The sequence below is a fragment of the Bythopirellula goksoeyrii genome (genome assembly GCF_008065115.1).
In the GTDB taxonomy this organism is placed as follows: domain Bacteria; phylum Planctomycetota; class Planctomycetia; order Pirellulales; family Lacipirellulaceae; genus Bythopirellula; species Bythopirellula goksoeyrii.
This window is the reverse complement of the sequence record NZ_CP042913.1, coordinates 2,029,067-2,055,808: the sequence shown is the minus strand read 5'-3', so window position 1 is coordinate 2,055,808 and position 26,742 is coordinate 2,029,067. Positions and strand designations below refer to the sequence as shown.

At 54.8% G+C, this 26,742-nt stretch carries 18 protein-coding genes; 3 read left to right on the top strand and 15 right to left on the bottom strand.

Annotated features, from left to right (window positions below; genetic code table 11):
• Nucleotides 1-39 precede the first annotated feature (39 nt).
• Nucleotides 40-3,414: a choice-of-anchor Q domain-containing protein gene (locus tag Pr1d_RS08195; protein ID WP_148073081.1), complete on the top strand. Its 3,375-nt coding sequence runs from the start codon at nt 40-42 to the stop codon at nt 3,412-3,414.
• 537 nt (nt 3,415-3,951) lie between these two features.
• On the opposite strand, the gene Pr1d_RS08190 is transcribed toward Pr1d_RS08195, so the two are convergent.
• The 5 genes from Pr1d_RS08190 to Pr1d_RS08170 form a co-directional block, all read right to left on the bottom strand.
• A complete protein-coding gene (locus Pr1d_RS08190) occupies nt 3,952-4,668 on the bottom strand; it encodes a DUF2071 domain-containing protein (protein ID WP_238476522.1) in 717 nt (238 codons plus the stop codon).
• A 150-nt stretch (nt 4,669-4,818) separates the two neighbouring features.
• On the bottom strand, nt 4,819-5,196 hold the full coding sequence (locus Pr1d_RS08185) for a hypothetical protein (RefSeq protein ID WP_148073079.1): 378 nt from the start codon (nt 5,194-5,196) through the stop codon (nt 4,819-4,821).
• Nucleotides 5,197-5,393: 197 nt separating this feature from the next.
• Nucleotides 5,394-5,600: a hypothetical protein gene (locus Pr1d_RS08180; RefSeq protein ID WP_148073078.1), complete on the bottom strand. Its 207-nt coding sequence runs from the start codon at nt 5,598-5,600 to the stop codon at nt 5,394-5,396.
• Between the two features lie 62 nt (nt 5,601-5,662).
• Entirely contained in the window at nt 5,663-5,875 is a 213-nt protein-coding gene (locus Pr1d_RS08175; protein WP_148073077.1) for a hypothetical protein, read from the bottom strand.
• 494 nt (nt 5,876-6,369) lie between these two features.
• Complete coding sequence (locus Pr1d_RS08170; protein ID WP_449240576.1) at nt 6,370-7,398, bottom strand: integron integrase; 1,029 nt, start codon at nt 7,396-7,398, stop codon at nt 6,370-6,372.
• A gap of 68 nt (nt 7,399-7,466) precedes the next feature.
• On the opposite strand from Pr1d_RS08170, the gene Pr1d_RS08165 reads away from it, so the two are divergent.
• Nucleotides 7,467-7,646 (top strand): hypothetical protein, encoded by a 180-nt coding sequence (locus Pr1d_RS08165; RefSeq protein ID WP_148073076.1) that lies wholly within the window; start codon nt 7,467-7,469, stop codon nt 7,644-7,646.
• A 168-nt stretch (nt 7,647-7,814) separates the two neighbouring features.
• Here Pr1d_RS08165 and Pr1d_RS08160 read toward each other — a convergent pair whose 3' ends face one another.
• From Pr1d_RS08160 to Pr1d_RS08150, 3 genes are all read right to left on the bottom strand, one after another.
• A complete protein-coding gene (locus tag Pr1d_RS08160; protein WP_148073075.1) occupies nt 7,815-8,183 on the bottom strand; it encodes a hypothetical protein in 369 nt (122 codons plus the stop codon).
• 22 nt (nt 8,184-8,205) lie between these two features.
• Complete coding sequence (locus Pr1d_RS25980; RefSeq protein ID WP_148073074.1) at nt 8,206-8,604, bottom strand: hypothetical protein; 399 nt, start codon at nt 8,602-8,604, stop codon at nt 8,206-8,208.
• Nucleotides 8,605-8,712: 108 nt separating this feature from the next.
• Nucleotides 8,713-8,934 carry a hypothetical protein gene (locus Pr1d_RS08150; protein WP_148073073.1) on the bottom strand — a complete coding sequence of 74 codons (222 nt, stop codon included), beginning with the start codon at nt 8,932-8,934 and terminating at the stop codon, nt 8,713-8,715.
• A gap of 473 nt (nt 8,935-9,407) precedes the next feature.
• On the opposite strand from Pr1d_RS08150, the gene Pr1d_RS08145 reads away from it, so the two are divergent.
• Complete coding sequence (locus Pr1d_RS08145) at nt 9,408-10,634, top strand: choice-of-anchor tandem repeat GloVer-containing protein (RefSeq protein WP_148073072.1); 1,227 nt, start codon at nt 9,408-9,410, stop codon at nt 10,632-10,634.
• A 159-nt stretch (nt 10,635-10,793) separates the two neighbouring features.
• Here Pr1d_RS08145 and Pr1d_RS08140 read toward each other — a convergent pair whose 3' ends face one another.
• The 7 genes from Pr1d_RS08140 to Pr1d_RS08110 form a co-directional block, all read right to left on the bottom strand.
• Nucleotides 10,794-10,988 carry a hypothetical protein gene (locus Pr1d_RS08140; protein ID WP_148073071.1) on the bottom strand — a complete coding sequence of 65 codons (195 nt, stop codon included), beginning with the start codon at nt 10,986-10,988 and terminating at the stop codon, nt 10,794-10,796.
• A 425-nt stretch (nt 10,989-11,413) separates the two neighbouring features.
• Entirely contained in the window at nt 11,414-15,616 is a 4,203-nt protein-coding gene (locus tag Pr1d_RS08135) for a serine/threonine-protein kinase (protein WP_148073070.1), read from the bottom strand.
• Between the two features lie 166 nt (nt 15,617-15,782).
• A complete protein-coding gene (locus Pr1d_RS08130) occupies nt 15,783-19,448 on the bottom strand; it encodes an Ig-like domain-containing protein (protein ID WP_148073069.1) in 3,666 nt (1,221 codons plus the stop codon).
• A 267-nt stretch (nt 19,449-19,715) separates the two neighbouring features.
• Entirely contained in the window at nt 19,716-20,279 is a 564-nt protein-coding gene (locus Pr1d_RS08125) for an ECF-type sigma factor (protein WP_148073068.1), read from the bottom strand.
• Between the two features lie 1,173 nt (nt 20,280-21,452).
• A complete protein-coding gene (locus tag Pr1d_RS08120; RefSeq protein WP_148073067.1) occupies nt 21,453-21,854 on the bottom strand; it encodes a hypothetical protein in 402 nt (133 codons plus the stop codon).
• Nucleotides 21,855-21,970: 116 nt separating this feature from the next.
• Nucleotides 21,971-23,440: a DUF1501 domain-containing protein gene (locus Pr1d_RS08115; protein WP_148073066.1), complete on the bottom strand. Its 1,470-nt coding sequence runs from the start codon at nt 23,438-23,440 to the stop codon at nt 21,971-21,973.
• Nucleotides 23,437-26,646 (bottom strand): DUF1553 domain-containing protein, encoded by a 3,210-nt coding sequence (locus Pr1d_RS08110; protein ID WP_148073065.1) that lies wholly within the window; start codon nt 26,644-26,646, stop codon nt 23,437-23,439. Before Pr1d_RS08110 ends, Pr1d_RS08115 begins: the two co-directional genes overlap by 4 nt.
• Nucleotides 26,647-26,742: the final 96 nt, after the last annotated feature.

Sequence of the window (26,742 nt, the reverse complement as noted above, 5' to 3'; positions counted from 1 at the left end):
GCCTGTCTTTGGGTAGGTATGTCTTTTGGGGGAGTTGCTGTGTCTCGTCAGGATCGTTTTAATTGGTTTGCATCGCGTCAGCGTCGTCGAAAATCTAGCCGCTGCTCTCAGCCTCGGATCGTTTCTCCCGCTAGCTTGTCCTCTTATGGGCGTCGGCTGCATGTCGAAACGCTCGAAGACCGGCGGATGCTGGCGGTCATTACGGTCACGTCGCTGGCCGACAATCTTTTTATCGATGACGAAGTGACCCTCCGCGAAGCGATCCTCGCGGCGAATACCAACACCAGCATCGACGGTTCGACTGCGGGTAGCGGTGCTGACACGATTGAATTTGCGGCGGCCCTTTCTGGCGAGACGATCACTCTCGGCGGCCTGGAGTTAGAGATCACCGAGGCGCTGACGATCGACGCCACGGCGCTGGCCGCCAACGTAACAATCGACGCCAACACGCAGTCGCGAGTTCTCAACTTCACCGCCTCCACGGGCGACCTGACGCTCTCTGGCCTGACGATCACCGGCGGCCAGACCACCGGAATAATCAACCGTGGCGGCGGCATCCGTTTCGACTCCAGCGATACGCTAACGCTTAACAGCAGCACCGTCAGCGGAAATGACAGCGGTGGCGATGGCGGCGGCATCTTCACGCAATCCGGCGCAGTAACGCTCACGGGCAGCACCGTCAGCGGAAATGACAGCGTTAATGGTGGCGGTGGCATCTTCACGCAATACGGCGCAGTAACGCTCACGGGCAGCACCGTCAGCGGAAATGAGAGCGGTGGCGGTGGCGGTGGCATCCGCACGTATTCCGGCGCAGTAACGCTCACCGACAGCACGGTCAGCGGCAACAGTACCAAATTTGGTGACGATGGCGGCGGCATCCGCACGATTACCGGCGCAATAACGCTCACTTCCAGCACCGTCAGCGGAAACAGCACCGATTCTCGTGGCGGCGGCATCGACACGACTGGCGGTGCAGTGACGCTCATCAGCAGCACGGTAACGGCGAATTCGGCCGGGGGTGCGGGGGGCGGAGTTTTCGTTTTTGACTCTGCTGTCAATCCACCGCTTATAATTGTCAACTCGATCGTCGCGGGCAATACGGATAACGGCACGGCTGCTGATCTGAGACCCGACCTCGGCGGCGCGCTCAATGTCGATTATAGTCTGATTGGCGATACCATCGGCTCGGGCATCACCGCCGGCACCGGATCAGGAAACCTTCTCAATCAACTGGCCCTGCTTGGCCCGCTGGCCGACTACGGAGGACCGACGCTGACCCACGGCTTGCTGGCCGACAGCCCGGCGATCGACGCGGCCGACCCAACCTTTGACATCCTCGCCATACCCAACGACCAACGTGGCGCCCCGTTCTTGCGTGGGGTAGGCACACGCGTTGATATCGGGGCGTATGAGTCTCAACCTTTTCCGTTTTTCCCGCTGGTGGTTGATACCATACTTGACCTCAATGATAGCGATTTTTCCGCAGGCAACTTTTCGCTCCGCAAAGCCATCGGACTGGCCAACGGCAACCTGGGCGCCGACACCATCCAGTTCGACCCGGTTGTCTTTGCCACACCGCAGACGATGCTACTCAACTTCGACGAAATGCGAATCACCGACTCGCTCACCATCACCGGCCCCGGGCAGGACCTGCTTACCCTCGATGCGGGCGACGGCATCGACAACATCTTCAACACGGGGGATGGTTTTCGTATCTTCAACATAGACGCGAGCGGGAGCCAGATTGACGTGACGCTCAGCGGTCTTACGCTCACCGGCGGTGATACAGCGAACGGTTTCCTCGGAATCCCCGGATTCTCTGGCCAAAACGGTCAGAACGGTCGAAACGGTCAAAATGGCGGGGCAATCCGTTCTCTAGAGAATCTCACGCTGATCGATTTGTCCATCAGCGGCAATGCAACCGGAAACGGCGGGCAGGCTGGAAACGGAGGAGACGCCATCTTTGGAGCCGGTGGAAATGGCGGAGATGGAGGGGCCGGCGGAAGCGGTGGCGGAATTTATAGTACCAACGGCACCTTGACCATCGTCGGCAGCACTATCAACGGTAACTCGACCGGAAGCGGCGGGAACGGTGGACTCGGTGGCAGCGGAACCGGCGGCCCCTTCGGACCCGATGGAGCCAATGGAGTCGACGGTGATGGCGGATCAGGCGGCGGGATTTATGCCTTGGGCACGCTGACGATCACTTCCAGCACCGTCAGCGGAAACAGCAGCGATTCTCATGGCGGCGGCATCGGCACGTCTTCCGGTGTAGTGAAGCTCAGCAGCAGCACGGTAACGGCGAATTCGGCCGGGGATGCGGGGGGCGGAGTTTTCGTTTTTGACTCTGCTGTCAATCCACCGCTTATAATTGTCAACTCGATCGTCGCGGGCAATACGGATAACGGCACGGCTGCTGATCTGAGACCCGACCTCGGCGGCGCGCTCAATGTCGATTATAGTCTGATTGGCGATACCATCGGCTCGGGCATCACCGCCGGCACCGGATCAGGAAACCTTCTCAATCAACTGGCCCTGCTTGGCCCGCTGGCCGACAACGGAGGACCGACGCTGACCCACGGCTTGCTGGCCGGCAGCCCGGCGATCGACGCGGGCGACCCCGGCTTCACCTCACCACCCGACTTCGATCAGCGCGGCGCGCCGTTTGTGCGAGTTGTCGATGGGGGCGAGGGAGGCCTTCGCATCGACATGGGTGCTGTCGAATTGCAAACGGTCGTGGACTCGGCCGATTTTGATAACGATGGCGACATCGACGGTTTTGATTTTCTCACCTGGCAACGGGGCTTCGGCACGCCGAGTGCTAGCTCAACTGATGGCGACGCCGACAACGATGGCGACGTCGACGCCGTGGACCTAGGTTTCTGGGAGAGTCAATTTGGCCTGCCTGCACCTGCAGTCGCCCTTTCCTCTTTACCGGCTGGTGAACAGGCTAACGAAGAGCCGCTGTTGGCATCGGTTGCAGTGGCGGCGCCGGCTCCACTTCGCTCCGCATCTCAACAGGCAGTGGTGAATATTGAAGTGGTTCCAGTTGCGTTGGCCTCTAAACCGCTAGTCACTTTTGCGACGCCAGCCTCAGTGGAACTTGCATCTGTCGCCCAAATCGCAAGTGGCTTCTCGACTACCATCTTACGAGCAAACGGTTTTAAATTTCACTTGAACACAGCGCAGGAATATCTTCCTGAGACGAACGGATTTGCCGAGTACGTTGATCTGGCGTTTGAGCGAGCGTGGGACGATTTCGACTCGCTGGCCCACGAGCAACGCGACTTGATTCAAATAATTGCGAATCGCGACAAGGGTGGTCACCTGAAGAGTCATGCTCAGGCAGCCGATGATCTCTTCGCAGCGCTGACCGAGGAAAAAGAATTCGCTGGACTGCAACTGCCGCTGTGACCATCGTTTAGATAGGAGATTCTTCCCGAGATTCATCGCGCGCTGTTAGAAAAGGCAGCTCGCTAATCTGCGTCGAACACATCGACCGAACGCATTTCGAGCGGCCGAGATTAGCCAAACGGTGCGACCAAATTGACTACACTCAATGGCCGGTTTGTATTCCCATCTGAAGTTGTCTTTCGTGACATCGGTCGAACCGTTCTGGCAGGCATGTGTGCTACCTCAAATCTACGTTCGGAATCTTGACCTCTGCGAGTTTCGCAGATCACTTCGCGACCGCGGTTGCATCACCCGACCGCTGGAAAAGGCTTCTCCAACTCGCATCGGTGTCAAATCTCGGAGGCCACCTCTGCGAGTTTGGCCACGGCGCAACTCGCTGAAACTGGTCCAACTTCAGCAGCTTGAGCGTTGGCCGAACTGCACGAGGAGTCCCCGCCAAAAAGAGACCGGTGCCGAACGTCACGCATCACCGGGTTGCCGCCAGCGATGCTCAATTTCAGAAAACGGCACCAGCGGCAACTCAGGTGCATGCGATTGTTATGCCCCGATTTTTGGTGCACAACATAGATCGGGGCGACCATGCCATTCATGAACAATATCTCGCATTAACAAAGCGCAGTCAAATTCAACCGAACCATTTGGGAAGCGTGATTCGTCCTCGAAATAGCTGGATTGGATCTTGTCGACGTTTAAGGATGCGACGTGCCAGTTTTCGCATTGCAATTCAAGACCATCGAATTTGCCATTAGTGCTGGTATCTGAATACCCAAGCGAGCCCAATTCAAAAAAGCTGGAGGCGGATTCGAGGGAGTCGAAAACTGATGATTCCGATATCGCGGGGACGACCGTGCCAGAAACATGAACCTTGGCACCGCCATCATCGCTTGCCATCGTGACGGAATAGTGATCACCAATTTCTTCTACAGTGAACTTTGCGTGATGATGAATTCCGGGAAAGATCCTGCCACCGGCCAACGAATTGAGCATTGAATTGGTATCTCGGCGAGGAATGTAGACACCATTCATCGTTTGACCGTTTGCTTCCCATTCGACAGCAATTCTGTGCGCAGCGTTCTCCGACCCGATACCCCAAGGAATTGGAAACATTTTTGGCCGAACCCGTTTCAGGCGAATAAGGCAGATGCCGCCGATCGCGTAACCATCGACCAATTGTGGCCGGAATGGCGAAGGTAACGCGGCCGCCATGCACTCGGGATCGATGCGATAGTTCGCGAGAATACGTCGATCAATCACACCGCTAATTGCTGGTAAACGCATTGGAGTTGAGGGGCATAACGTCCGGGTTCACCGGGCCGCGGCGAACTCGCTAAACATTGAAACCCGCGCGACCCGCGGCTCCGTGTGCAACCCTTTGTTATCTCGCGATCGTCGTGCTTCAGCGGCTTATTCAATGGTTCCACTCGAATCAACCGCAAAGCTCTCCCGCTCGTCGTCCCAGATTCCCATGTAGCCCTTGTGTTTGAACGAATCGTCGTAGGCCTCCATGGAATCTATCGATGATTTGATGATCGCATTGTGGGAATTGTAAACGATTAGCCTCAAACCGGAATCATCAACAGTAATTGAATCGGGCAATTCTCCGAAAACCCATTGCATTTTGTTGTGCGGATCATCAACGAATCTCGTTGCGTAACCATAGCGAAACTCGAATTTTGTGGCGATGTACGATTCTCCGTTTGGTTTATTCCCGATGTATTTCGGGGCAGGGAAAACGAACCAATAGAGAAAGACCGGCGCCGTCACCAAGATAAACAGTGCCAATGCACATGAACGAAGGCAAGATTTCGACGCTTTGCGAGTTGGGATCTGATCGGGTTCGTTCGTTTTTGTGCTAATCGTGTTGTCTAAGCTAAGCGAGATAACGTAAAAGGCTCAGTTGCCGGCCGCCCGCGGGAGCAGGCGTCAAACCGACCACACCATTCTACTCGCGGGCGTCGCCGGTCAACTGCAGCCGGTGGTTAGGGGCCGCCGCGGTCGTTCTTGCCCTTGTTGTATATCCAGAGGATCAGCAATCCGAGCAGTCCACCGATCAAGAACAGAAGTATTGCTCCGCCAATATCTATGTGGGCGCTGCCGCCTAGCAGTAGAGCGATCACTGCAAAACCAGCGAAGGCAAGCAAGCAGCCACAACCACCTTTTGTAAATGCACTTGCCTTTTCACCCATCCGGTAGAGGCCCCTAACGTTTGCATCACATGCGCGCGGAGCGCGACTTGTGCATGCACTGGTTAGATGTCTTCTCCATGGTGGCTCAGCATGGAAAAGGCCGCTCCGAGCGCAGTACCACTCCCGAGACCAATTGCAATACCGACACCGATGTTGTCGAGCGCAAGACCGAGTGCAACTCCAACTGCTGCACCCAGGGCAACACCCATGCTTACGACGTGAGGCTTCAGGCCACCGCTCTCGCACCGAGAGGTCCTGGTTCTTTTAGGCATCATGAATCCTCCTCAATCTAACGTAAAAGGCTCAGTTGCCGGCCGCCCGCGGGAGCAGGCGTCCAACCGACCACAACATTCTACTCGCGGGCGCTGCCGGTCAACTGCAGCCGGTGGTTAGGCGACTGTTTGCCTCAGCGGTGAACTGGTCTAAAAGGTCCCATTGCCGAATCCCGCAGCGGGGGCAGGTTTCGTATCGGTGATACCACGTCTCCGAAGACGAGCCGATTGCGACCTGGAACCAATAGATACAGTGCTTACAAGCCGCTGCAGGGAGCATGCTTTTGACTTCTTCTTTAGTGCGGATGGCATGTGTGCCGTACCAGCTCATTTCTGAAGTCGCCTAACTTGGTTATAGGAAGTTTCTGCCTATCACCTGTAGACCGCAAATGTGCGGCCTAACGCGCAGGCAGTGGTTTGTTGTAAATTCTATTGTAGCAGTGGCTTGCTTCGATGGCGCCCCTGGTTTTGCGTGATAGGCCGCCCCTGTCTAGCGCTCATCGAGTCCGGTGGCGCAGCCCGTCGGCGGGGCTCCGGACGCCGCGTCCGCCGCGATTCAGGACGTGCGTGTAGATCATTGTCGTCCGCACGTCCTTATGCCCAAGAAGTTCTTGAACCGTGCGTATGTCGTACCCGTCCGTCAGCAGGTGTGTGGCGAACGAGTGGCGGAACGTGTGGCTCGTGACTCGTTTCGTCAGCCCAGCTTGTCGAACAGCCTGCTTGATGGCCTTTTGGACGAGTGACTCGTGAACGTGATGTCTTCCTTGGTCGCCGGTTTTCGCATTGCTCCAGCGATGCGATTGAGGAAACACGTACTGCCAAACCCATTCGCGGTTGGCATTAGGGTACTTGCGGGCCAGCGCGTGAGGAAGCTCCACGCGGCCGAAGCCGTCGGCCACGTCTTGCTGGTGAATTGACTTGACTTGCTCCAGGTGTTCCTGCAAAGGATGCGCGATAGCCCGCGGCATCGTCGTTACGCGGTCCTTGTCTCCCTTTCCCTCGCGAACGGTGATCTCACCACGCTCGAAGTCCAAGTCCTTGACTCGCAGTCGGAGTGCTTCGAGCAGTCGCAGCCCACCCCCGTAGAGTAGCATCGCGATCAACCACTTCTCGCCCGCCAGATGCGTCATCACGCGCGAGACTTCATCGACCGTCAGAACGACGGGCAACCGCTTGGGGCGACGGGCGCGAACGACGCCTTCGATTCGGTCGAGCGGTTGCCGCAGAACATGCTCGTAGAGAAAGAGTATCGCCGAGAGCGCCTGATTCTGCGTTGACGCAGCGACGTGCTCATTGACGGCCAGGTGTGTTAGAAAACGGTTGACCTCGTCTTCGGCAAGTTCGCGTGGGTGGCGCCAACTGTGAAAGTCGATGTATCTGCGAACCCAGTGGACGTAGGCTTGCTCCGTGCGGCGACTATAGTGCCGGACACGGAGTACCTCGACCATGTAATCATAGAGCCGGGGCGCTGGCTTGTCGGCGAACAAACCCAAAGGTGTGCGGCGATGCTGCGACGAGTTGGTCACGGCAAGTTTCCATCAGGTACTCGGATAGCACCCAATAGTAGAGCCGCGGGACACTGCGAAATCAAACAATGGCGGTCGATACGAGCAAATGGGCAGAACACGAGGTGGTTGAGACCGATGCGACAGGGGACGTTTGCTTCGTGCTGGCGGTTGCATCAACCGGCCGCTGGAAGAACTTCTTCCAAGTTGCAGCGGTGTCATTTCTCGGGAGACACCTCAGCGACTTCGCGACCGGCGCAACTCGCTGAAACTGGTCCAACCGCTGGCAGTTGGAGGAAACTCAAACTGAGCGAGGTTGTGCACACCGCCGCGAGTTAGCTGCGGACCGTTTCACACTGTGGTTGATGTAACCGCCTCGCGCAAACTGTTGAGAGATTTGTAATTTGCGTACTCACATCTTTGCACTATTTTGATTGTCAGTTTCTGGTTTTTCGCCGCAAGCACTTACGCAGAGCTTCAGCAATCAACAAAAGAAGTACTACACCCCACTGAAATATGCCGAGAACCACAAGGCCCATTCCACCTTGAGAATCTATCCCTTTCGTGAAATAGATAATGATGTGATATAGATAGAGAGAGGTCAAAAGAAATGAGGCGGTGAACAAAGGCAACCAGCTCTTCTGTTCCAAATAACTCATGACACCAAGGACTGCCATGGGAGTTGGGAATACTACTAACCAGAAAACAACGTCCTCCCAAAGCACAACTTTTCCCATTTCACCAATGAACAAAGCAATGTGACACAGAATCGCCACGACACAAATCAGGGGGGTCACTTTATACATTTTCTCAGTTCCGCACCCAACATCAGTGATTTGAAATTGACATCAAAACCGACGCAGTAATTACCAATACCAAACTCGGACCACCGACAAGGAAAGAAACGAACATCGCTATCATCCCCCAACCCGCATCTGTTTCGGGAGGGCCTAATGCAACCTTGATCCAGAGACCTACAGGTATTACCAACAAAACTACGCCAGCTACCAACATCTTCTTGTAAACTGTGGTACTTTTAGGTTTCTTGCTTGTCAGGAACAAAAGCAGAATGCCTATCATGATCAGTGTGGGACCCAGAAACATTAGGGAGGGAATGGCCTCGTACAGTAGCCTGTCATCCCTGCTCTGTAGACTATCGAAAGTCCCGATCACCCCAAAGGCAAGCGTTATTGAGCCAATAGATCTAGCAATAATCAGCCGTCTCATAAGAAATGCCTCCCTGGGTATGACGTGGAGCCGGTGTCAGACTGCTACTACCCTTACTGTACTGCTAGGCGAAAGTGAAGCTCGCCAAATTCCAAGTCCCAGGCTGTACTAACTCTTCTTCCTATGGAGGAAACCTCGGAAGGCAGCTATTGCCATCTGCAGTAGAAACATACCCAGACCGCACAACACCAGAGCAGGTGCGAAATCCGCCCAACTTCCGCCTATCAGGTGAGGCACTCCAATCGAGAGGAAGGCTGCTGCGGCTGGCAATCCAAGGGCAATGAGAACCACGCTAACCACATTGGAAACACGAATTTCCAGAAATGCCATGGAAACCTCCTCGCACATCGTAAATGTGCTGCTATCCGGCATCACTGACTCAGCGATGCCACGAAGGTCTTATGGGGCAAATTTCATTCCAAGGGCGACCATCGATAAGCATCCATTTGTTTCTGTCCGCTAACCTACAGGTGGTGATTATCACCGCCAGCACTTGGCTGACATTCCTTTCTGGTGGAGCTTTATGAAATCTATTGCATATTGGAGACTTTCATGTGTACTCGGGAACGAATATTGCACATTATAGTCTCGTGAACTTGAAGAGGCCGAAAACCCGGAGCCGAGTGGCTTGCGGCGGCGATGGACGTGCGGAATCGCACGCAAACGAGACAGTAAGACACAAACGGCAAAACGGAACCAATTCAGAATTCGCCGCCAAGTTTTCGCAGAATATATGTCGGGGCCCTTGGTCTTTTTGCCATTTACCCTATGAAGGCAGAAGACCCATGCGAGGGAGGTGAATCATGCGATGTCTAACAACCTTGCAAGTAACTTACATTAACACTGTTTCCGTCTTAGGTATACTTTTCGAGTTTACCGCGTCTGGAATTGCGCAAGCACAATTTACCAACCTGCACAACTTTGTCGGTTTCGCCGAAGGGAAAACACCTGCACAAATTGCCATATCGGGTAGCACGGTCTTTGGTACGGCTTCTGAGGGCGGTGCGAACGGAGAGGGCACGCTCTGGTCCTATGAAACGAGTACAGCCCAGTTCACCAATCTGCACGACTTTGTCCGCCTTGCCGATGGAAAGGGGCCTTTTCCTATCGCCATATCAGGACGCACACTTTTTGGTACGGCCCTTGAGGGAGGAGCGAACGAAGCCGGCACGCTCTGGTCCTTTGATCTGGACACAGATCACTATGCGAAATTACACGACTTCGATAGCGTGAGTGACGGTGGGGCGGGTTATTTCATCGCGTCAACCGGTCGCATAATCATTGGCACTGCCCTATATGGCGGCGCGAATGACGCCGGTACGCTCTGGTCCTTTGATTTGGAAACTGATCGCTTCAAAAAACTGTACGACTTCGGCAGCGTATTCGACGGGAAGGGACCCTTTTCAATTGCGTCGATGGGCCGCACAGTTTTCGGTACGACTGAATCAGGTGGGGCGTATGGAAGCGGCACGCTTTGGTCCTTTGATTTGGACATTGATCGCTTCACAAAACTGTACGACTTCGGCAGCATTCTCGAAGGGTATACGTTTCGTAGAATCGCCTTATCGGATACCGCGGTTTTCGGCACGGCTGCATTTGGCGGAGTGCGTAATTTCGGCACGCTTTGGTCCTACGAGTTGGAGAGAAACCAGTTCGTCAAGCTTCACGACTTTATCAGGGCAGCTGAAGGGAGTGCGCCGGGGTCCGTCGCTGTATTAGGTTCAAAAGTGATCGGTACGAATGACATCGGCATGGCGGATGTGCGCGGCACACTCTGGTCGTACGAGGTGGCTACAAGCAACTTTGCCAAACTTTATGACTTCAGCAGTGCGAAATACGGGAGTGCGGGAACGTTTATCGCAATATCGGGTCGCACTGTCTTTGGTACGGCTTCTGTTGGCGGGGCGAACGGCGACGGCACGCTCTGGTCTTTTCAGATACCAGAGCCATTGAGCTTGGTACTTGCTCTGATAGGCATTTGGTCTGCACTCCACCTTTCATCGTTCCGCCCAAGGCAAACTCAGTCATGAGTTGTCTAGCACATTTGTGATACGCCCTCCCGGGATTTCTCGCGCCAACCAAGTTCCGCGGGAAATCTGACCGCCTTTGGAAACGGAATTTGGCGTTCGTGCCGAAGCTGTTCCTGCCCGCCAGCAGGAAAGGCATGTTGCTTCGTGCGTGAGGATGCATCATCCGAGGCCGGTTACCGCCTCAGCAAACTCGCTGAGGTGCCCAAGGTCAGACGAGACCTCCGCAGTTAGCGGGAGACTCTTCCAGCGGTCGGCTGGTCCAACTTCGTTCAGTTCGAGATCCTGCAAATCTGCAGCGGTGGCGCGACCGCCGCCACGAGAATCTCCCGTTTCCTGCGGCGGTCGTTTAGACACCCGCTAGTTAGCGACCGGCGATATACCCCCCGCTGACACACGTCGAGGGAGCCGTTGATGGCGGGTCCCAGCCGCCTGTCTCGCGCATTCAATCTGATGACAGATGCCGCGTTGCTCTTCCGAAAATAATTCGCGGCGGGTGTGCAATTTCGGCGAGCAGAAGTTAGCCTGCTCCATCCAACGAGCAATGTTAGCAACGCACTCTGTGAACTTGGTTTCGAGGCGTGGGCAACTACTCTTCCGTAGCTCAGACCACCGCCACTGACGATCTCAGTGAATGCCGTCCGCCGCAGAATCTATTTGGAAGAGGTGAACTTTCGAGAGACGCTTCAGGCCCCTGAATAGGGGACGCTTCTCACGCCTTGGGGAGTCAGCTGAACTCATCTAGGGCTGTCTCGCAGGCTGTTAACGAGGATTCGCCAACCCTAGTCGGCAAGCATTGCATTCGCCTCTTGACGCAGCGTCTGCAAAGCGACTCTCTGCTGCCAAGCTGTGCTTGGCAATCTTGTGAGGCAAGCGTCTGTGAATTGGTTTGCTTCCTGACAGAGTCGCCTAGCTTGGAATTCGTTGCCCAACGAGTATCTCGACATGGCAAGGAAGTAATTTGCGCAGGCCGAGTGATAGAGGTCAACCTGATCTCCGCCTCGGTCGAGTTTAGCGGATAAACTCATCAGCACTCGGACCGCTTCATCAAGGTCCCCCTTACGGTAAAGGCATGCACCGTACGTTAGGTGCGCGCGGTCTCCCTGATATTCGTCGCGATATGTGTGCGCCATCTGCACTACAGTCTCGGGATCAATTAACTCATTGGGGGTCATTGCCCACAGCCAAGACACGTATCCTTGGTTAGAAGGTATCGGACTGTGTTGAAACTCCTGCACAAGTTCCGCGCACGTCTGATGAAAATCGCCCCATCGACCACTCCCCAGAATTGCCCAGGCACGTGCACGCGCGGCACTAAAGGAATACTTCAAATCTGACCCTATTGCTTTGGAGAACTCCTCTCGTGCTCGCTTGAAGTTGCCGAGTTCTGCGCAGACCTCTCCACGCGACCTCCAGTAGCCAAGCGTATCAGGAGCGTATTTCATGAAAGCCTGCAAGGCGTCGGTGCGACTCTCGCTCGCCGCCTTTGGAGATTGACCGTAATATGCCCATGCCAACTCACCTCGTCTGGTACTGCCAGAGGCAAGTTCGTAACCGCGTCTAGCATCCCAGGACTGAATCTCGCCTCGGGCAGAAGCTGCTGCCAGTTCTTGGCCGTTTGCGCTCCATGCCATCGACGAGATACGCGTCGAAAGCGGCGGGAAGTTCAGCAGCACGGTGCCCGCTTCAGAATCGGCAATCTTCACCGTTCCGTCGCGCGTACCTAGAGCCAATCGCTTGCCAGTTGGGTGCCAAGCGATCGCAGTGATACCGTCAACGTGAATTTTTTCGGAGAACAGTTGTACGCTGTGTTCGGCATCCACGACTTCTAAGCGACCATCCGCCGTCCCGATAGCGATTCGGCCTCCATTGGCGTCCCAGCATGCCGAAATTATTTTGTCTCGACCGTTGGGTAGATATTTGAACAACCTCGATTTCTGCGGTATGTCAAATAAGTGTAAGTGATCTCGCCAATACTTCGATCCGTTCTCGCCGTCATCGCCAAACCCTATCGCGGCAAACCGAGTTCCGTCTGTATTCCAGGTGACTCGATTGAGGGGGCCAGATGCGTTCCTTGACGCACGCTTGCTCTCCCAGGTCCAGAGAAGTCGCTCCTGATCGACGTTCCACACCTCTAGCCGCAGCACTCGCTCCGCTTCGGTCTGGACAAGCACGGTCGACCCATCCGGAGAACATGAAACCGTGTGAAAGTGGCGTTGCGAGTCGACTGGAATGGACGCGCATGGGGTGCCAGTCGCTACGTCAAGAATCGAGATTTTATCCCCGTCGTCGTGGATGGCTGCTCTGGTGCGATCGGCGCTGACGGCGATTGGATCTTCAGGGGACATCAAATGTCGGCTGCTGTTTGCACCGTTTCGAACGTTCCATAGGGCAGTAGAACGCCCCGCTGGATCTACTACGGTCAATATCTGATCAGCATCTTGCCAAGTGATCGTTTCAATATCGTCTTCGGTTGCTATCATTGCCGGGCGTTCTCGATCGAGATCCCAAAGCTTGATTTCCGTAGATTCGCCACCTGAGACGAGTCGTCTGCTATCCGGATGCCACGACAAAGAATGCACCGGGTACCGATGCCCTTGAAGCTCTACAATTCTTGTCTTCTTCGAGGAATCAAGAATTGCAACGGCTTCGCCTTGCGAGACAGCGATGAGAGCTCCGTCAGGGCTAAAACTAATCGCTTCCCCATATCGACCGCGACCTGATTCGTAGACTTGCTCCCAGTTCTTCGTGTCAAACAGACGCCAACGATCATCTTCTGAGACAGCCAATTGATTTCCGCGAGGATGCCACGATACACATACGGCAATACCTGGGAGACCTAATGTCTTAACGCGCTCGCGCTTCGATACGTCCCATATTTCAAGATCTCCACCCCAATCATATCCAGCAGCTAAAAAGCGGCCATCAGGGCTCCAGGCCAAGGATACATCAGAGTCGAAACCCGGAAGTTCATACCTCAACTGCTGGGAAACAGCGTCGCGGACCTCGATGCGATGCCGCAACTCCATTCCCGCCTCCCTAGTCTTCATCACCCCAATTAATCCTACAGCAATCAGCGAGCCTTCTGGGCTCCAAGCGACGGTGTTGACCCTAGCATCGCAAGCATATCGACTTACACGGTTGCTGTTGCGTTCCCAGATGTAATATGCGTTTTCGTCCTCTGTCATGCCCCATGCTAGCTGCTCACCATCGGGACTCCATGCAGACCTGTATCTCATGATGTATGAGGTATCAAACCTACGGATGCACTTGCCGGAATCTGCCTCCCAGACAGCCCCTGGAGCAGCGATGAATTTTCCATCGGGACTCCAAGCGACGAATGGTGTGAGTCCGGGATAGACAATAGTTCGTTCCTCGGGGCGACACTTGGACAGCAAGTAGTACCATTCCCAGCCGCGAATGTCTTGAGTCTGCGGAAGAGGCAAGTACTTAATGAGATTGTCAATCAGTCCTCCTGCATTGCCACTGTCAGTCTGGAATTGCCCCGCTACCATCTCTGCGTAGTACTGATTCTTATGGGCAATATTCTTCTGCTCTATGGCGGCTAATTGCAGTTGCTCAGCCTTCTGGCGTTCGAGTTCCGCCTGCTCACTATGTCGCACAGCTTCATTGCGAGACGCAGAGATGGAAAAGTTGCTGATGCCCAGCGCCGTCGCCGACACGAGCGAGATGCACAAGAGTGTCCAAACCAGCGCAGCATGCCGTCGCGACCACTTTCCGAGCCAACTCGCAAATGTTGGCGGCTTCGCCTCAATCGGTTCGTTGTTGAAATAGCGCTCGATATCCTCGGCTAAATCGCTGGCAGTTTGATAGCGGCGCCCACGCTCCTTCTCCAAGGCCCGCATGGCGATCCAGTCCAGCTCACTCTGCAACTTGGTTACGAGGCGTCTGTTTTCACTAGCAACAGGCATTCTTGTGGTCGAATCGTTGGCAGCTCGAAGTGTGCTGAGCCGCGCACTTGGGCGCAGGGGTTCTTGTTCGCGTATGATTTTGCGGGCGTCGTCGATCCCGGCTTTTGCCAGCGTCTCACGATCGAACGGGGTCGTGCCGGTCAGCAACTCGTAGAGCAAGACGCCGAGCGAATAGATGTCGCTGCGAGTGTCCACGTCGAGGTTGCCGAGCCCGGCCTGTTCGGGGCTGACGTAAAGCGGCGTACCAATGAGTTGCGAAAACTGAGTGAAGAGCGTCTTGTCGGTCAGGTCTTGATGCAGCGCCTTGGCCACGCCGAAGTCGATCACTTTGATCGCAGGAACACCTTCACTACCAGTGACCATCACATTCGATGGTTTTAGGTCGCGATGAATAATGCCTTTTTGATGGGCATGCTGCACAGCATGGCACACGTCAACAATCAGGCGGAGCCTTTCTTCGATAGTCAGCCGATGCTGCTGACAATACTCGGTGATCGGGATGCCGCGCACCAACTCCATCACAAAGTAGGGGTGACCCTGCTCGGTGGTTCCCGCGTCTAGCACTCGGGCAATATTGGGATGGTCCATCATTGCCAGTGCCTGGCGTTCCGCCTCAAAGCGGGCGATCACCTCGCGGGAGTCCATGCCCGGATTGATCAGCTTCAGCGCGACCCGCCGTTTGATCGGTTCGGTCTGCTGGGCCATGTAGACGGTGCCCATGCCGCCGCGGCCAATCTCTTCCAGCAGCTTGTAACGGCCAATGACGGGATGCTGGGAAACATCCCATGCATCGGAGGCGACGGCCGCTGACAGGATCTTGCTGTTTGGCGAGGTGTGCTCCACGTTCGGGTTGAGCTCCGCGACCGCCCGCGAGATGACACCTTCGCGCGTCGCCCCATGTGCGGCGAGCAGCTGTTCGGCTTCTTGGCGCAACTGGTCGTCGCCTTGGCAGGCGTCGTCGAGGTACTTGGCGCATTGCGCCTCGTCTTCGATTTCGATGGCCGAGAAGTAGATCGACTTGGCCGAGGCAAGTCCAGAGTTGTTCGAGTGCATATCTGCCTCTTATGGAGTCGCAGAGACGAGTCTTCAATCGCGATTTAGTATAACCGGGCGCAGGATCACGAGCGCCCCATCCGATTGCGAAGAGTCGACCAATCCTAATGTTCTTAATCTCACCTCAAAAACCCCACTGCCAGCTTGAATGCTCGCAATCACTGCATCAGCTCACCCCATTCCAGTCGTCGCCGAATCCGCCAAAAACCCGGTCGAAGGCGGCATCGTCGAGTACGCCGTCGGCCAAGTCCTCGCTGATAAGTCCCTCCTCGCTCCATTGATCGAGTGCGTCATGCAGGTCGTCCGCGACGAGCGTCTCGGATAGTTCGCCGCCAATGAGAATATCGTCGCCGAAGGAACCAAATAGCTTATCGACATCAGCGCCGCCCACGAGCATGTCGTCGCCGAAGGAGCCGAAGAGTCGATCGTTGCCAGCACCACCAAAGATCAGGTCGGAACGGTAATCGCCGATCACACGGTCATTGCCCGCTCCGCCGTGGATGAGCGTGTCGGCGCCGACGCCTAGCACGATGATCTTGTCGTTGCCTTCGCGTCCCCAAGCGTGGATCTCAGAAACGTCGGCAGCCGCCACGGCCGGGCCCACCCGCTGTCCGTTAATCCAGGTCCTTAGCTGGCCGGTGAATAAGGATCGTGTCACGAGGATGCGGTCGTTGCCAGTGGTCCCACCGATCCTCAGGATGCCATCGGAGTCGATCGTTACGGCACCATCTTCGACTGCCTGGACGATATTCACGGAAACGTCGGCCGCAGCACTGGTAAGTGCTCCGCCAACGTCGTTGTCAGAGACAGAAAAGGAGAACCCGTCGCTCCCTTCACCAGCGCGGCTGGCGCCCGGCTGGTACTCGAGTGTGGGAGCGCCGCTGAACACTGCGCCTACTTCCACGCGATCGCCAGTCGGGGTGAAGAGCGATCCACTGGTGGGTACCGTTTCGACGGTAAAGAGCAAGCTGTCGGCCGGCGTCTCGGCGTCGTTGCCGACCAGCGTGAAGGCAACGTGACCGTCTTCGGTTACTTCGACCGACTGCCCTGTGGCAGTTGGCGCCGTATTGACGGCACCGATAGTCACATCAAACGAAAGGCTACTCGTGGCGCCGCTACCATCATCCGCCGTGACCGTGACCGTTGTCCGCGGAAGCGCGCCTGCAGCGTTGTATTTCCAGGTCCAAGCGCCGGAGTTCCCTGTATCCTGAAAAGCAATGACGCCGAAATCAGTCGAGATGGTTACGTTGTCCGTCTCGTCGAGATCGAAGAAGGTACCGGTCTTTCGGGCGGTCTCCCCCTCGCCAACGGCCACGTTGCCGGCACTCGCCGAGATCAGAGGACCGTTATTACCAGCGCCTGTATCCGTTACGACCGTGTTGGTGCCGCTGCCTTGCTGAATATCGTCGGTTCCCCCGCCAGTGACGATCGTGTTGGTGCCGCCGCCGTCGATAAGAGTGTCGTCCCCTTCGCCGCCGATGATCACGTTGCTGCCGGCGCCGCCGGTGATCGTGTCGTTGCCGCCGCCGCCGTCTAAGACCAGCGTGATGTTGGCCTGCGAGGAATCGATCGTATCATTCCCATCACCTCCGGCGACCGAGACGGGGACATTGAAACCGTCATCGGTCTGTTGGATGATCACTTGATCGTCTCCATCGCCCGCATCGAGCGTAAGATTCTCAGTGGGCGGCAGGAACGCCACCGATTCGAAGGCGCCCGTGCCTCCATCGCTGATGATCGAGAATCCATCTGCCGCGCCGCCGTCGTCGCCCAAGACAATGGTCTGATTACCGGGCGTACCGATCGAGAACGAGCGGTTTTGCACATTCAACTGATCGATAATCGGCTCGAACTCCGAGAAGGTCACCGTAAAGCCATCGAGCGTAATCGTGCCCGACTCGGGTCCACCGGTGGTGTAATCGTAGTTGTCGACGGTGGTTGAGCCGATTAGCTCCAATGTGTCGTCGTCTCCAGTCCCTTCGCCCGCGGCAATCGTAATGCCGCTGGGGAGCACTCCCGGATTCAAGCCGTCGATGTCGATCGAGAAAGTTTCCGACTCCGCGGCGCCTGTGAGTGTGATGCCAAGCACACTTTCTAAGGCAATCGTGGCGACTGGCTGGCCGTCTTTCGTTATAGAGACATCGTCGCCGATGCGAGAGACGTAGACTGTGCCGCTTCCAGCGGGAATGGTGACGACGGGATTGGACATTTGTCCGAAGACGCCTCTGTGCCCACCTCCGTCTTGCCCGGTGCTGTTCCAAGTGACGACATAATGTTCTGCGTCAAGCATCGCCACAGACGGATTTCTCTGCCCAAAAAAAGTTTGGCTATTGATCTGAAATTCGCCTCCGAGAGCGGCTCCAGCCGCATCATAGCGTTGCCCAGACACGTTCGGAGAGAAGCCGTCTCCACCTTCACTGGACCAAGTCACGACAAAGTTGCCCGCAGCGTCCATTGCCAAGCTCGACCGCTGAGTCCGGTTCTCAATCGCATCGCTATTGACTTGGAACTCGCCTCCCACCCTGGTTCCAGCCGCATCATAACGTTGCCCATTCACGCTAGACCAAACGCCGCCAATGGATTCGGTTGTCCAAGTCACGGCAAAATTGCCCAGTGCATCCATGGCAACGGATGGCCTCTCTTGGTGACCATCGAATTGAGTGTTAACTTGGAATTCGCTTCCCACAGCAGTACCGGCTGCATCAAAAAGCTGCCCATAGACTCCTGAGCCGGAACCGTCTTGACCAAAGCTGGACCAAGTCACGACAAAATTGCCAGTGGCGTCCATCGCCACGGACGAATTCTCCTGCGAATCATCGACATGGGAATTGACCTGGAACTCGTTTCCAACGGCGGTTCCAGTCGCGTCGTATAGCTTCCCAAACACGCCACTGTTAGAGCCGTCATTATCGGTCCAAGTCACAACGAAACTGCCCGAAGAGTTCATCGCCACAGAAGGAAAATCATCACTACCACCCACCATGCGTGTATCAATCTGGAATTCGGCTCCAACCGCAGTTCCGGTTGCATCGTACCGTTGCCCAAACGCAGAGCGATGTGAAGAGCCTTGTATATTTTTTCTGGTCCAAGTGACGACGAAATTGCCCTCGGCGTCCATCGCCACTGACGAGTGTTCATGATGATAATTCGCATCGGCACTAATCGCGAACTCGCCCCCCAAGGCAGTTCCGGCTGCATCGTAGAGTTGCGCATAGACGTCATATCCATTGCCATCATTTTGGTTGCTAGACCAAGTCACGACGAAGTTTCCCGCCGCGTCCATCGCAACTGATTTGTTCGAGACAACATCTTGTGGACCAATGGTGGATGAGTTCACTTGAAACTCCGCGCCCATTGGTCCAAGCGGAATCGCGTCAAAAACACGGACCCAATCCCCGCCAGGATTACCGTCCTCGTCGCCATCCAAGGCATCGCCCGATTCATCCGTGATGGCGTCGCTAACTGTGAGGCGATAGCGGCCCACTTCCACATTAGTAAGGTGCAGGTCGACCATTATTCCTTCGTCCGTGTTGTCGACCCACAAGGCAATGGGAGTGTCGTCAGCTGTATCAAACAGCTCGTCCGCACCTGCGTTGATCAAAGTGAAGTTGTCCGCTTCCTCTAGCCCTACCATGATGTCGTCAAACTCCAGGAAGATCCCTTCATACTGCTCATAAATCAGGCCAGTACTGATGGGATCTGCTTCGACTATAGTCGCGGCCAACATTCGCCGGTCTTCCAGCCGCTCGAAAGTAACATTGCAGCCTGCTGTGGCTTGCTTGCGAGAAGTCTGGCAAGCAGATCGACGGAATTTCGAGAGGAGGTTTCGCATGGCGATGATCCTGCTGGAGTGGGGGAGGCTCGGATTTGGATTTCAATTAGTGAGGCTGTTCGTTGCGTCCAACTGACAAGACTTGCCGCACTACCACTACATGCGTATTTGCTGTCAGAAGTGTCCCGGGAAATCCGAGAGTTTTCTGGCGTTGCTGGATTTCGCCTATTTTTAAAGGCTAAGCGACAACGGCACCCTGAGGATCGAGACCAGGGTCACAGGCTGGTAGGCGAGGCAAATCGGCGATATTGCCGTTAGAAGGCGCCGTCAATTGCCGTACGAATCGACGTGCACGGCGAACCAGGAGCGGATATAGTCCCAATGCCGGTAGGCGATCGTCCTGGACATGCCCAACACTCGCCCGGCTTCGGTCACCGACAAACCGGCGAAGAACAGCAACTTGAGCAACTCGGCAGCTTCGGCGTCCTCCGCGGCGAGTCGATCCACTGCATCGTTCAAGTCGAGTAACACACTAGGGTCGGTCGGTAGTTGGGTTGGGTCGTCAGCGAGGATGTGCCGCTGGAGATTTCCACCCCGTTTCACCGCCATTTTCTGGCGAGCGTGCTCAACCAAGATCCGCCGCATTGATTCAGCCGCCACCGAAAAGAAGTGGGCTCGACTGTCCCAGTCTTGAACTGTGTCGGTATCGACCAGGCGGATATAGGCCTCGTTGACTAAGCTCGTCGCCGAGAGCGTGTGATCGACTCGCTCCACGCTCATCTTCCCCGTGGCCAATCGCCGTAGCTCGTCGTAGACAACCGGGAACAGATCTTGGCTGGCGTGTTGCTGGCCTTCTTGGATGCGTTGCAGGATGAGCGTGACGTCTTTCATGAGCACTAGTCTAATCGCAAAATCAGCAGCGAGCCACAATCAATGTCTCGGGCCACTTCACTCTTGCTACCTAGAGGCTATTTCCTGTGAATTATTCGACTTCGTGCGTGCGGCGATATAGCCCACGGTTCGCAATGGAACTTCCCATTATTCAATGAGGCCAGACACCGACCAAGCATTGCCATTACGCAATCGCACCAAGGTTGCTTCTTACCCAGTGGATTTCAAATAGCATTGACTACCTTCCGTGATCACCGCTGACAAAGAATCGAGCATTCCGATTCCTGCGTAGTAGGGCCACCCTCGAACACAAACGACCTGATTCTCGTTGTAGTCAGCGGCCTGGCAATAGCGCGCTCGAAGTGATGACACATCGCACCTCCCAGGTCAGTTTCAGAGCGCTCGAATGAAGCTCAAGACCGCGCAGCGCAACTAGCGGAGGCGTTCACGACCGCCGCAGGAAACTGCAGATACTCGGAGCGACGATCTCGCCACAGACGGCAGTTGGCCAGATATTGAAGTCGCTGAAGATGCATCAGCCGCGGCGGTTTAGGACTTTGGCGAACTGCTGGAGGTGTCTCGCGTCGGCAAACGTCTCAGCGAGTTCGAGTCAGTGAAAAGCGTAGTCAAAGCGATCGCACGTGGCAACGTTTGGTGGCCTCCGAGCGGCTGCTTTCGTGACCCAGAACGAAGCGTCATGTCGTGCAGTCGGCGTGAACACCGTTGACGATAATTGCCTGTCGCAACGCCCGTCGGATTTATCGACCGCCGCTACATAGCGGTTGGCAATAGAGCCCCCAAAATTCATCCCCTAATGGCCGATTTCACTCTGTCCGGCGAGTTAGAAAACCTCGGATTGGGAGCAGGTGAACTAGTACGCTATACCGATGGTACCTGAAGGGCGGGCACCGGGATTAAAATCTGAGCCAAATCAACTCTAGATGCTGGGACAAGTAGGAAGATTCTTTGCGAGTCTGGTCGAACAGCGCGGGCCAACTTCGGTCCTCATCATCACTTGCCTGCCTTAGCCGAAGCCACTCTTTTACAATGCTTGACACAGCTAGGCGCCGCAGCCCTCTGATCCGTTCTAGGAAGTGAGAATTCCTTGGGCTACTGGCATGGCCCACGATGTGATCGATGGCAACTTGGGCGGATGATTATTCAGCCAACCTCTCACTCATTCTCGATCATGGCCAGGATGCTTGACTTGGTCTCCTCGTCCAGATTCGACCAAGCTTCGACCAGAATGGCCAATCCTGGATCAGTAATTGGCGAATTTACTTGCACCTGAGCTTGCACTTCCCGCCGAACTTCAGTTTTCCCCGGCGATTGGGGATGTTGTTCGAGTCTTGTATCGCCCACTTTAACACCCGTACACTGCGGTAAGGTGGCGTGATCAGCGGGAATACTTGAGGATTCTATTTCGACTTCCTCTTCCTTACTATCAGTTACCGCCGCTTTGTGCTTACACTTCTCAAAGTCGGCATCGGTTACTTGCCTGTAATTTTTTTGGGCAACGAGTGTGCCGTGCCCGAGCCATGCGGCTGCAACATGGCCAGGGTACCATAGAAACAATCATCACGTTCTATTTGAATTACAACACTTTTTTTGTCTGAAAAAGTAGTGAAGTGTAATTGCCCTTGAGAACGGAGATTGCCAAGTGAGGAGCAATCTACAGCCATTGTTTTTAATTAGGTCAGTAAATCATTTACAAGGTTTCCATGCACATCAGTCAAACGATAGCGTCGTCCTTGGAACTTGTAGGTGAGTCGTTCGTGGTCGATCCCGAGTTGATGTAGAATCGTCGCGTGTAGATCGTGCACATGGACGGGCTTGTCGACAATGTTGTAGCTGAAAGGGTCTGTTTCACCGTAAACAAGCCCCGGTTTGATTCCACCCCCTGCCATCCACATGGTAAAACAACGCGGGTGGTGGTCACGGCCGTAGTCTGTAGCAGTTAGCTTCCCTTGGCTATAACTGGTGCGGCCGAATTCTCCGCCCCAGATAACCAGCGTGTCCTCCAACATGCCGCGTTGCTTCAGGTCTTGAATCAAGGCAGCGCAGGGCTGATCGGTTTCTTGGCATTGCACCTTAATGGAATTAGGCAGAGTACTATGTTGATCCCAGCCGCGGTGGAAAAGCTGGATAAAGCGGACGTCTTTCTCGGCCAGTTTTCTCGCCAATAGACAATTGGCGGCGAAGGTACCCGGATTGCGGGAATCGGGACCGTACATATCAAAGATATGGTCTGGCTCTTCCGAGAGGTCGGCAACCTCAGGAACCGAGGTTTGCATGCGATATGCCATCTCGTACTGAGCTATCCGAGCCGAAATTGCTGGATCGAGGGTTTGATCGAATTGGAGTTGGTGGAGTTCTCGCATGTGGTCAAGCATGTTGCGTCGACTCGCCGCAGAAATACCACTGGGGTTGTTAAGGTAGAGCACCGGGTTCTTTCCGGGCCGGAACTGCACCCCTTGGTGGACTGAGGGCAAGAAGCCGCTGCCCCATAGGCGCGCATAGAGAGGTTGGCCCCCCTTGTTCTTGGTCACCAAGACGCAGAAGGTGGGCAGATTATGATTGGATGTCCCCAGCCCATAGCTGAGCCAGGCACCGATGGAAGGTCTGCCGGCTATTTGTGATCCGGTCTGGAAGAAAGTAATCGCAGGATCATGATTGATGGCCTCGGTGTGCATTGATCGGATCAAGCACAACTCGTCGACCACTTTGGCCGTGTGAGGCAATAAGTCGCTTACCCAAGTGCCATTGGCACCGTACTGTTTGAAATCAAAGATGGATCCTGCCAGGGGCAAACTCGCTTGATTGCCCGACATGCTTGTAAGTCGCTGTCCCATCCTCACTTCCGCGGGCAACTCTTCGCCATTTCTTGCGCGGAGCAGGGGCTTATGGTCCCACATGTCGATTTGCGAAGGACCACCACTCATGAATAGATAGATCACTCGCTTGGCCTTGGGAGCGTGGTGCAGCCCCTTCAACACGCCATCCATCGCAGCATCCGAGGATGCTGAGGCCGCCACTTTTTCTGTGCCAAGCAAGTTCGCGAGCACTGCCGAGCCGAGTCCCGCGCTGGACTTTGAGAAAAAATGACGCCGAGTGATCGCTGCAGCGCTATCAGACGAATTGTGATTGTAGGAAGTATTCATTGCTTCGTTACCGATTCATGAAGGTTCATAATCGCTTCGACAACAACGGTGAGTGCTGCCAAGGAGGGTTCATTCTTTTCCGTCTGGTAGCGGTAGTCACCAATCTTGAGAAATTCGTCGGCTTTCTCTGGCTCGCTCTGAAACATCTCGAATTGCTCGGCATAAAGATCCAGCAGGATGTCCAGCTCTGCTAGTGTAGGGAGTCGACTCGTCACCTTCTCAAACGCCAGGTTGACTTGTTCTCTTATGTCTTTATCGGCACGTTCACTGAGTTTGTCTGCTAAGGCACGGGAAGCTTCCACGTATTGTGGGTCGTTCAGAAGCACCAAGGATTGGAGTGGGGTGGCGGTTGTTTGCCGTTTGACGACACACACCTCTCGATCCGAGGCGTCAAACGTCATCATCGAGGGAAGTGGAGACGTGCGTTTCCAAAATGAATAGATGCTGCGGCGATGACTCCCTTCTTCCTTGTCTCGTTCGTACGTTGCCGAGCCTTTTTCCTCCCATAAGCCAGCAGGCTGATAGGGTTTGACAGGAGGTCCCCCGATTTTCTCAATCAGGAGCCCACTGGTAAACAATGCACTGTCCCGGATTGCTTCGGCAGATAATCGATGCCTAGGTCCCCTTGCCAGGAGTGTGTTCAGTGGATCGCGCTCTCGAAGTTCTGGTTCGCATACCGAGGATTGTCGATAGGTTGCTGACATCACAATAGTCTTCATAAGCTTCTTAACATCCCATCCCGACTCCACAAAGGATTCAGACAACCAATCCAACAACGCTGGATGCGTGGGCAACGTCCCCTGGCTTCCGAAATCAAGCGGAGTCGCAACCAAGCCTTCGCCAAACAGCGATTGCCAAAATCGATTCACAGCAACCCGGGCAGTCAGGGCTTGAGAGGAACCAGTTAGCCAACGGGCGAGCCCCAATCGATTATTTGGCAGACTATCACCCATAGGAGGCAAACAGTCCAACGTGGCTGCAGAGACGGGATCGGCAGGAGCATCATACGCTCCCCGAGCCAACAAGAACGTCGGACGTTTCTCGGGCATCTCCTTCATCACCATAAGCTGGCGAGTCTTGTCATAGGCATCTGCATAGGCCTTGCGGGCTTCATACAGCGCAGCTAGTTTCACGGCGTATTCTGAACTGTGGTTGCGAAGGTAATAATCGTAGAGTTGATCCGTTTCCTGAGGCGACCGTTGTTGAGCCTTCTTGATCAACTGCTGAATTGTTTTCGCGTCGTCAAGCAAACTTGCGACTTCCAATTCGCTTAGCTCTCGATTATAGACTTTCAATTCGTCGACGAGCCCCCCCATAAAGCCTCGATCGCGGAAGCGTTGACCCAGCACCAATTGGTGTGCGATTTCGGCGACTTTGTTCGTATCGACTTCGTTAGATTCATCTGTGTACACAATTTGGCGAGTCAGGTTGTCACGCTCTACATTACATTTCATTGGTTGTCCGTCCCAATAGATTTGTAGGCCATCAGCCTGACTCGAACCATCATACGTGACAGTTACCTGCACCCATTGGTCGATGGGGAATAGCTGCTCAGTCCGAATCACGATTCCGTTACCAGGCAAGAAATGCACAAGTGAAGCGGTCATCTTGCCATCTTCGATTAGGAGTTCATACCCACGACTTCCTGCATCGATTGATGCCCGACTACGGTGCCAGATGACAGCACGATCTTTCACGTCTGGCGTCTTCACCCACAAGCTAATCGTGAAAGGGTCACACCGCGTAAAATCTCCACCCACTCTCGTACTGAAATTATTTTCTCCGCTAAACTTCAGCGCCTTGCCATGTTTTCCTTCGACAAACTTGGGATTCTCGTCCAATTGACCTGTCTGCTCTGGCTGGGCGCGATTGGGCACATTCTCTCCCTCAAGCCTGTCCAAGGAGAAGTCGCCAATCAAACCAACGGACTTCGTGTGGCTAGGTGAAGTATTTAGCCAAACGTCAAAGGAGGCACGTTGGTCGACTATCGTGTTATCTAGCTCCTCTTGAGCTCGGGCAATTCTATCTCGGAGATTCTTAAGAGTTTGTTTTTCTTCCTCGGTAGTAAGCGTCATCGTCGGCGTCGGAGTCGAGGACGTGAAGTAGGAATAGAGTCCACTTTCGTCGATGTTGTCGAAAAACGCAAAAAGTTGGTAATACTCCTTCTGCGATATCGGATCGAACTTATGGTCATGACAGCGGGCGCAGCCTATAGTGAGACCCAGGAAAGCTGCTCCGAATGTATCCACGCGATCGACCACATACTCCGTGCGGAATTCTTCTTCGACACTCCCTCCTTCGCTGGTCTGGCGATGCAGGCGATTGAATGCAGTAGCGAGGATTTGCTCATCCGTGGCATCAGGCAAGAGGTCGCCCGCAAGTTGCCAAGTGATGAACTGATCATAGGGCATGTTTTCATTGAACGATTTGATTACCCAATCACGCCAAGGCCATGTTTCACGATAACGGTCCTCTTGGTAGCCGTAGGTATCTGCGTAACGCGCCAGGTCCAGCCAATCGACCGCCATCCGCTCGCCGTAGCGGGACGAAGCGAGCAGGCGATCGACTAGCTTTTCGTAAGCCTCAGGTGACTTATCCGCTTCGAATGCATCTATTTGCTCAAGCGTTGGTGGCAACCCAGTTAGGTCGTAGGTCAAGCGACGAATCAAAGTAGATCGGTTCGCTTCAAGAGCAGGCGATAATCCTTCTGTTTGCAGCTTAGCCAGCACAAAACTATCGATTTCGTTTCGAGGCCAATCGGTTTGCTCTACTGGTTGAACCTCAGCTGCGTTTAAGGGCAAAAAGGACCAGTGGGCTTTCCACTCGGCACCTTGCTCGATCCATTGGCGGAGGAGTCCCATCTCTTCTTCCGTCATCGAGAGATTCGAGTCGACCGGAGGCATTCGCATATCTGGATCGGACGAGGTGATTCGACTAATTAGCTCGCTACTCTCCGGATCGCCAGGCACGATAGGATGCTCGCCCGAATCGGCTTCCCCAGTGGCACTTTCGAGTTGATCTAGCCGAAAACCACCCTGCCGGTTTTCTTCGTCGGGGCCGTGGCAGGTATAGCACCTGTCCGACAGAATCGGTTTGATGTCGAAGTTGTAGTCGATGGATGCAGACTGACCATCGCCCCATGTGCTTTCCAAGGGTGTACTAAACAGGCTGGCGAGGATAACTACAATTGAAAGAAGCAGTTTCATTGGACAATATCGAACGAAGTGCGTGGCGGATGAGCTAATTCCCACGTAATTCACTATTATATGGGCGAAACGAGCTTAAGTCGAATCATAGGTTGG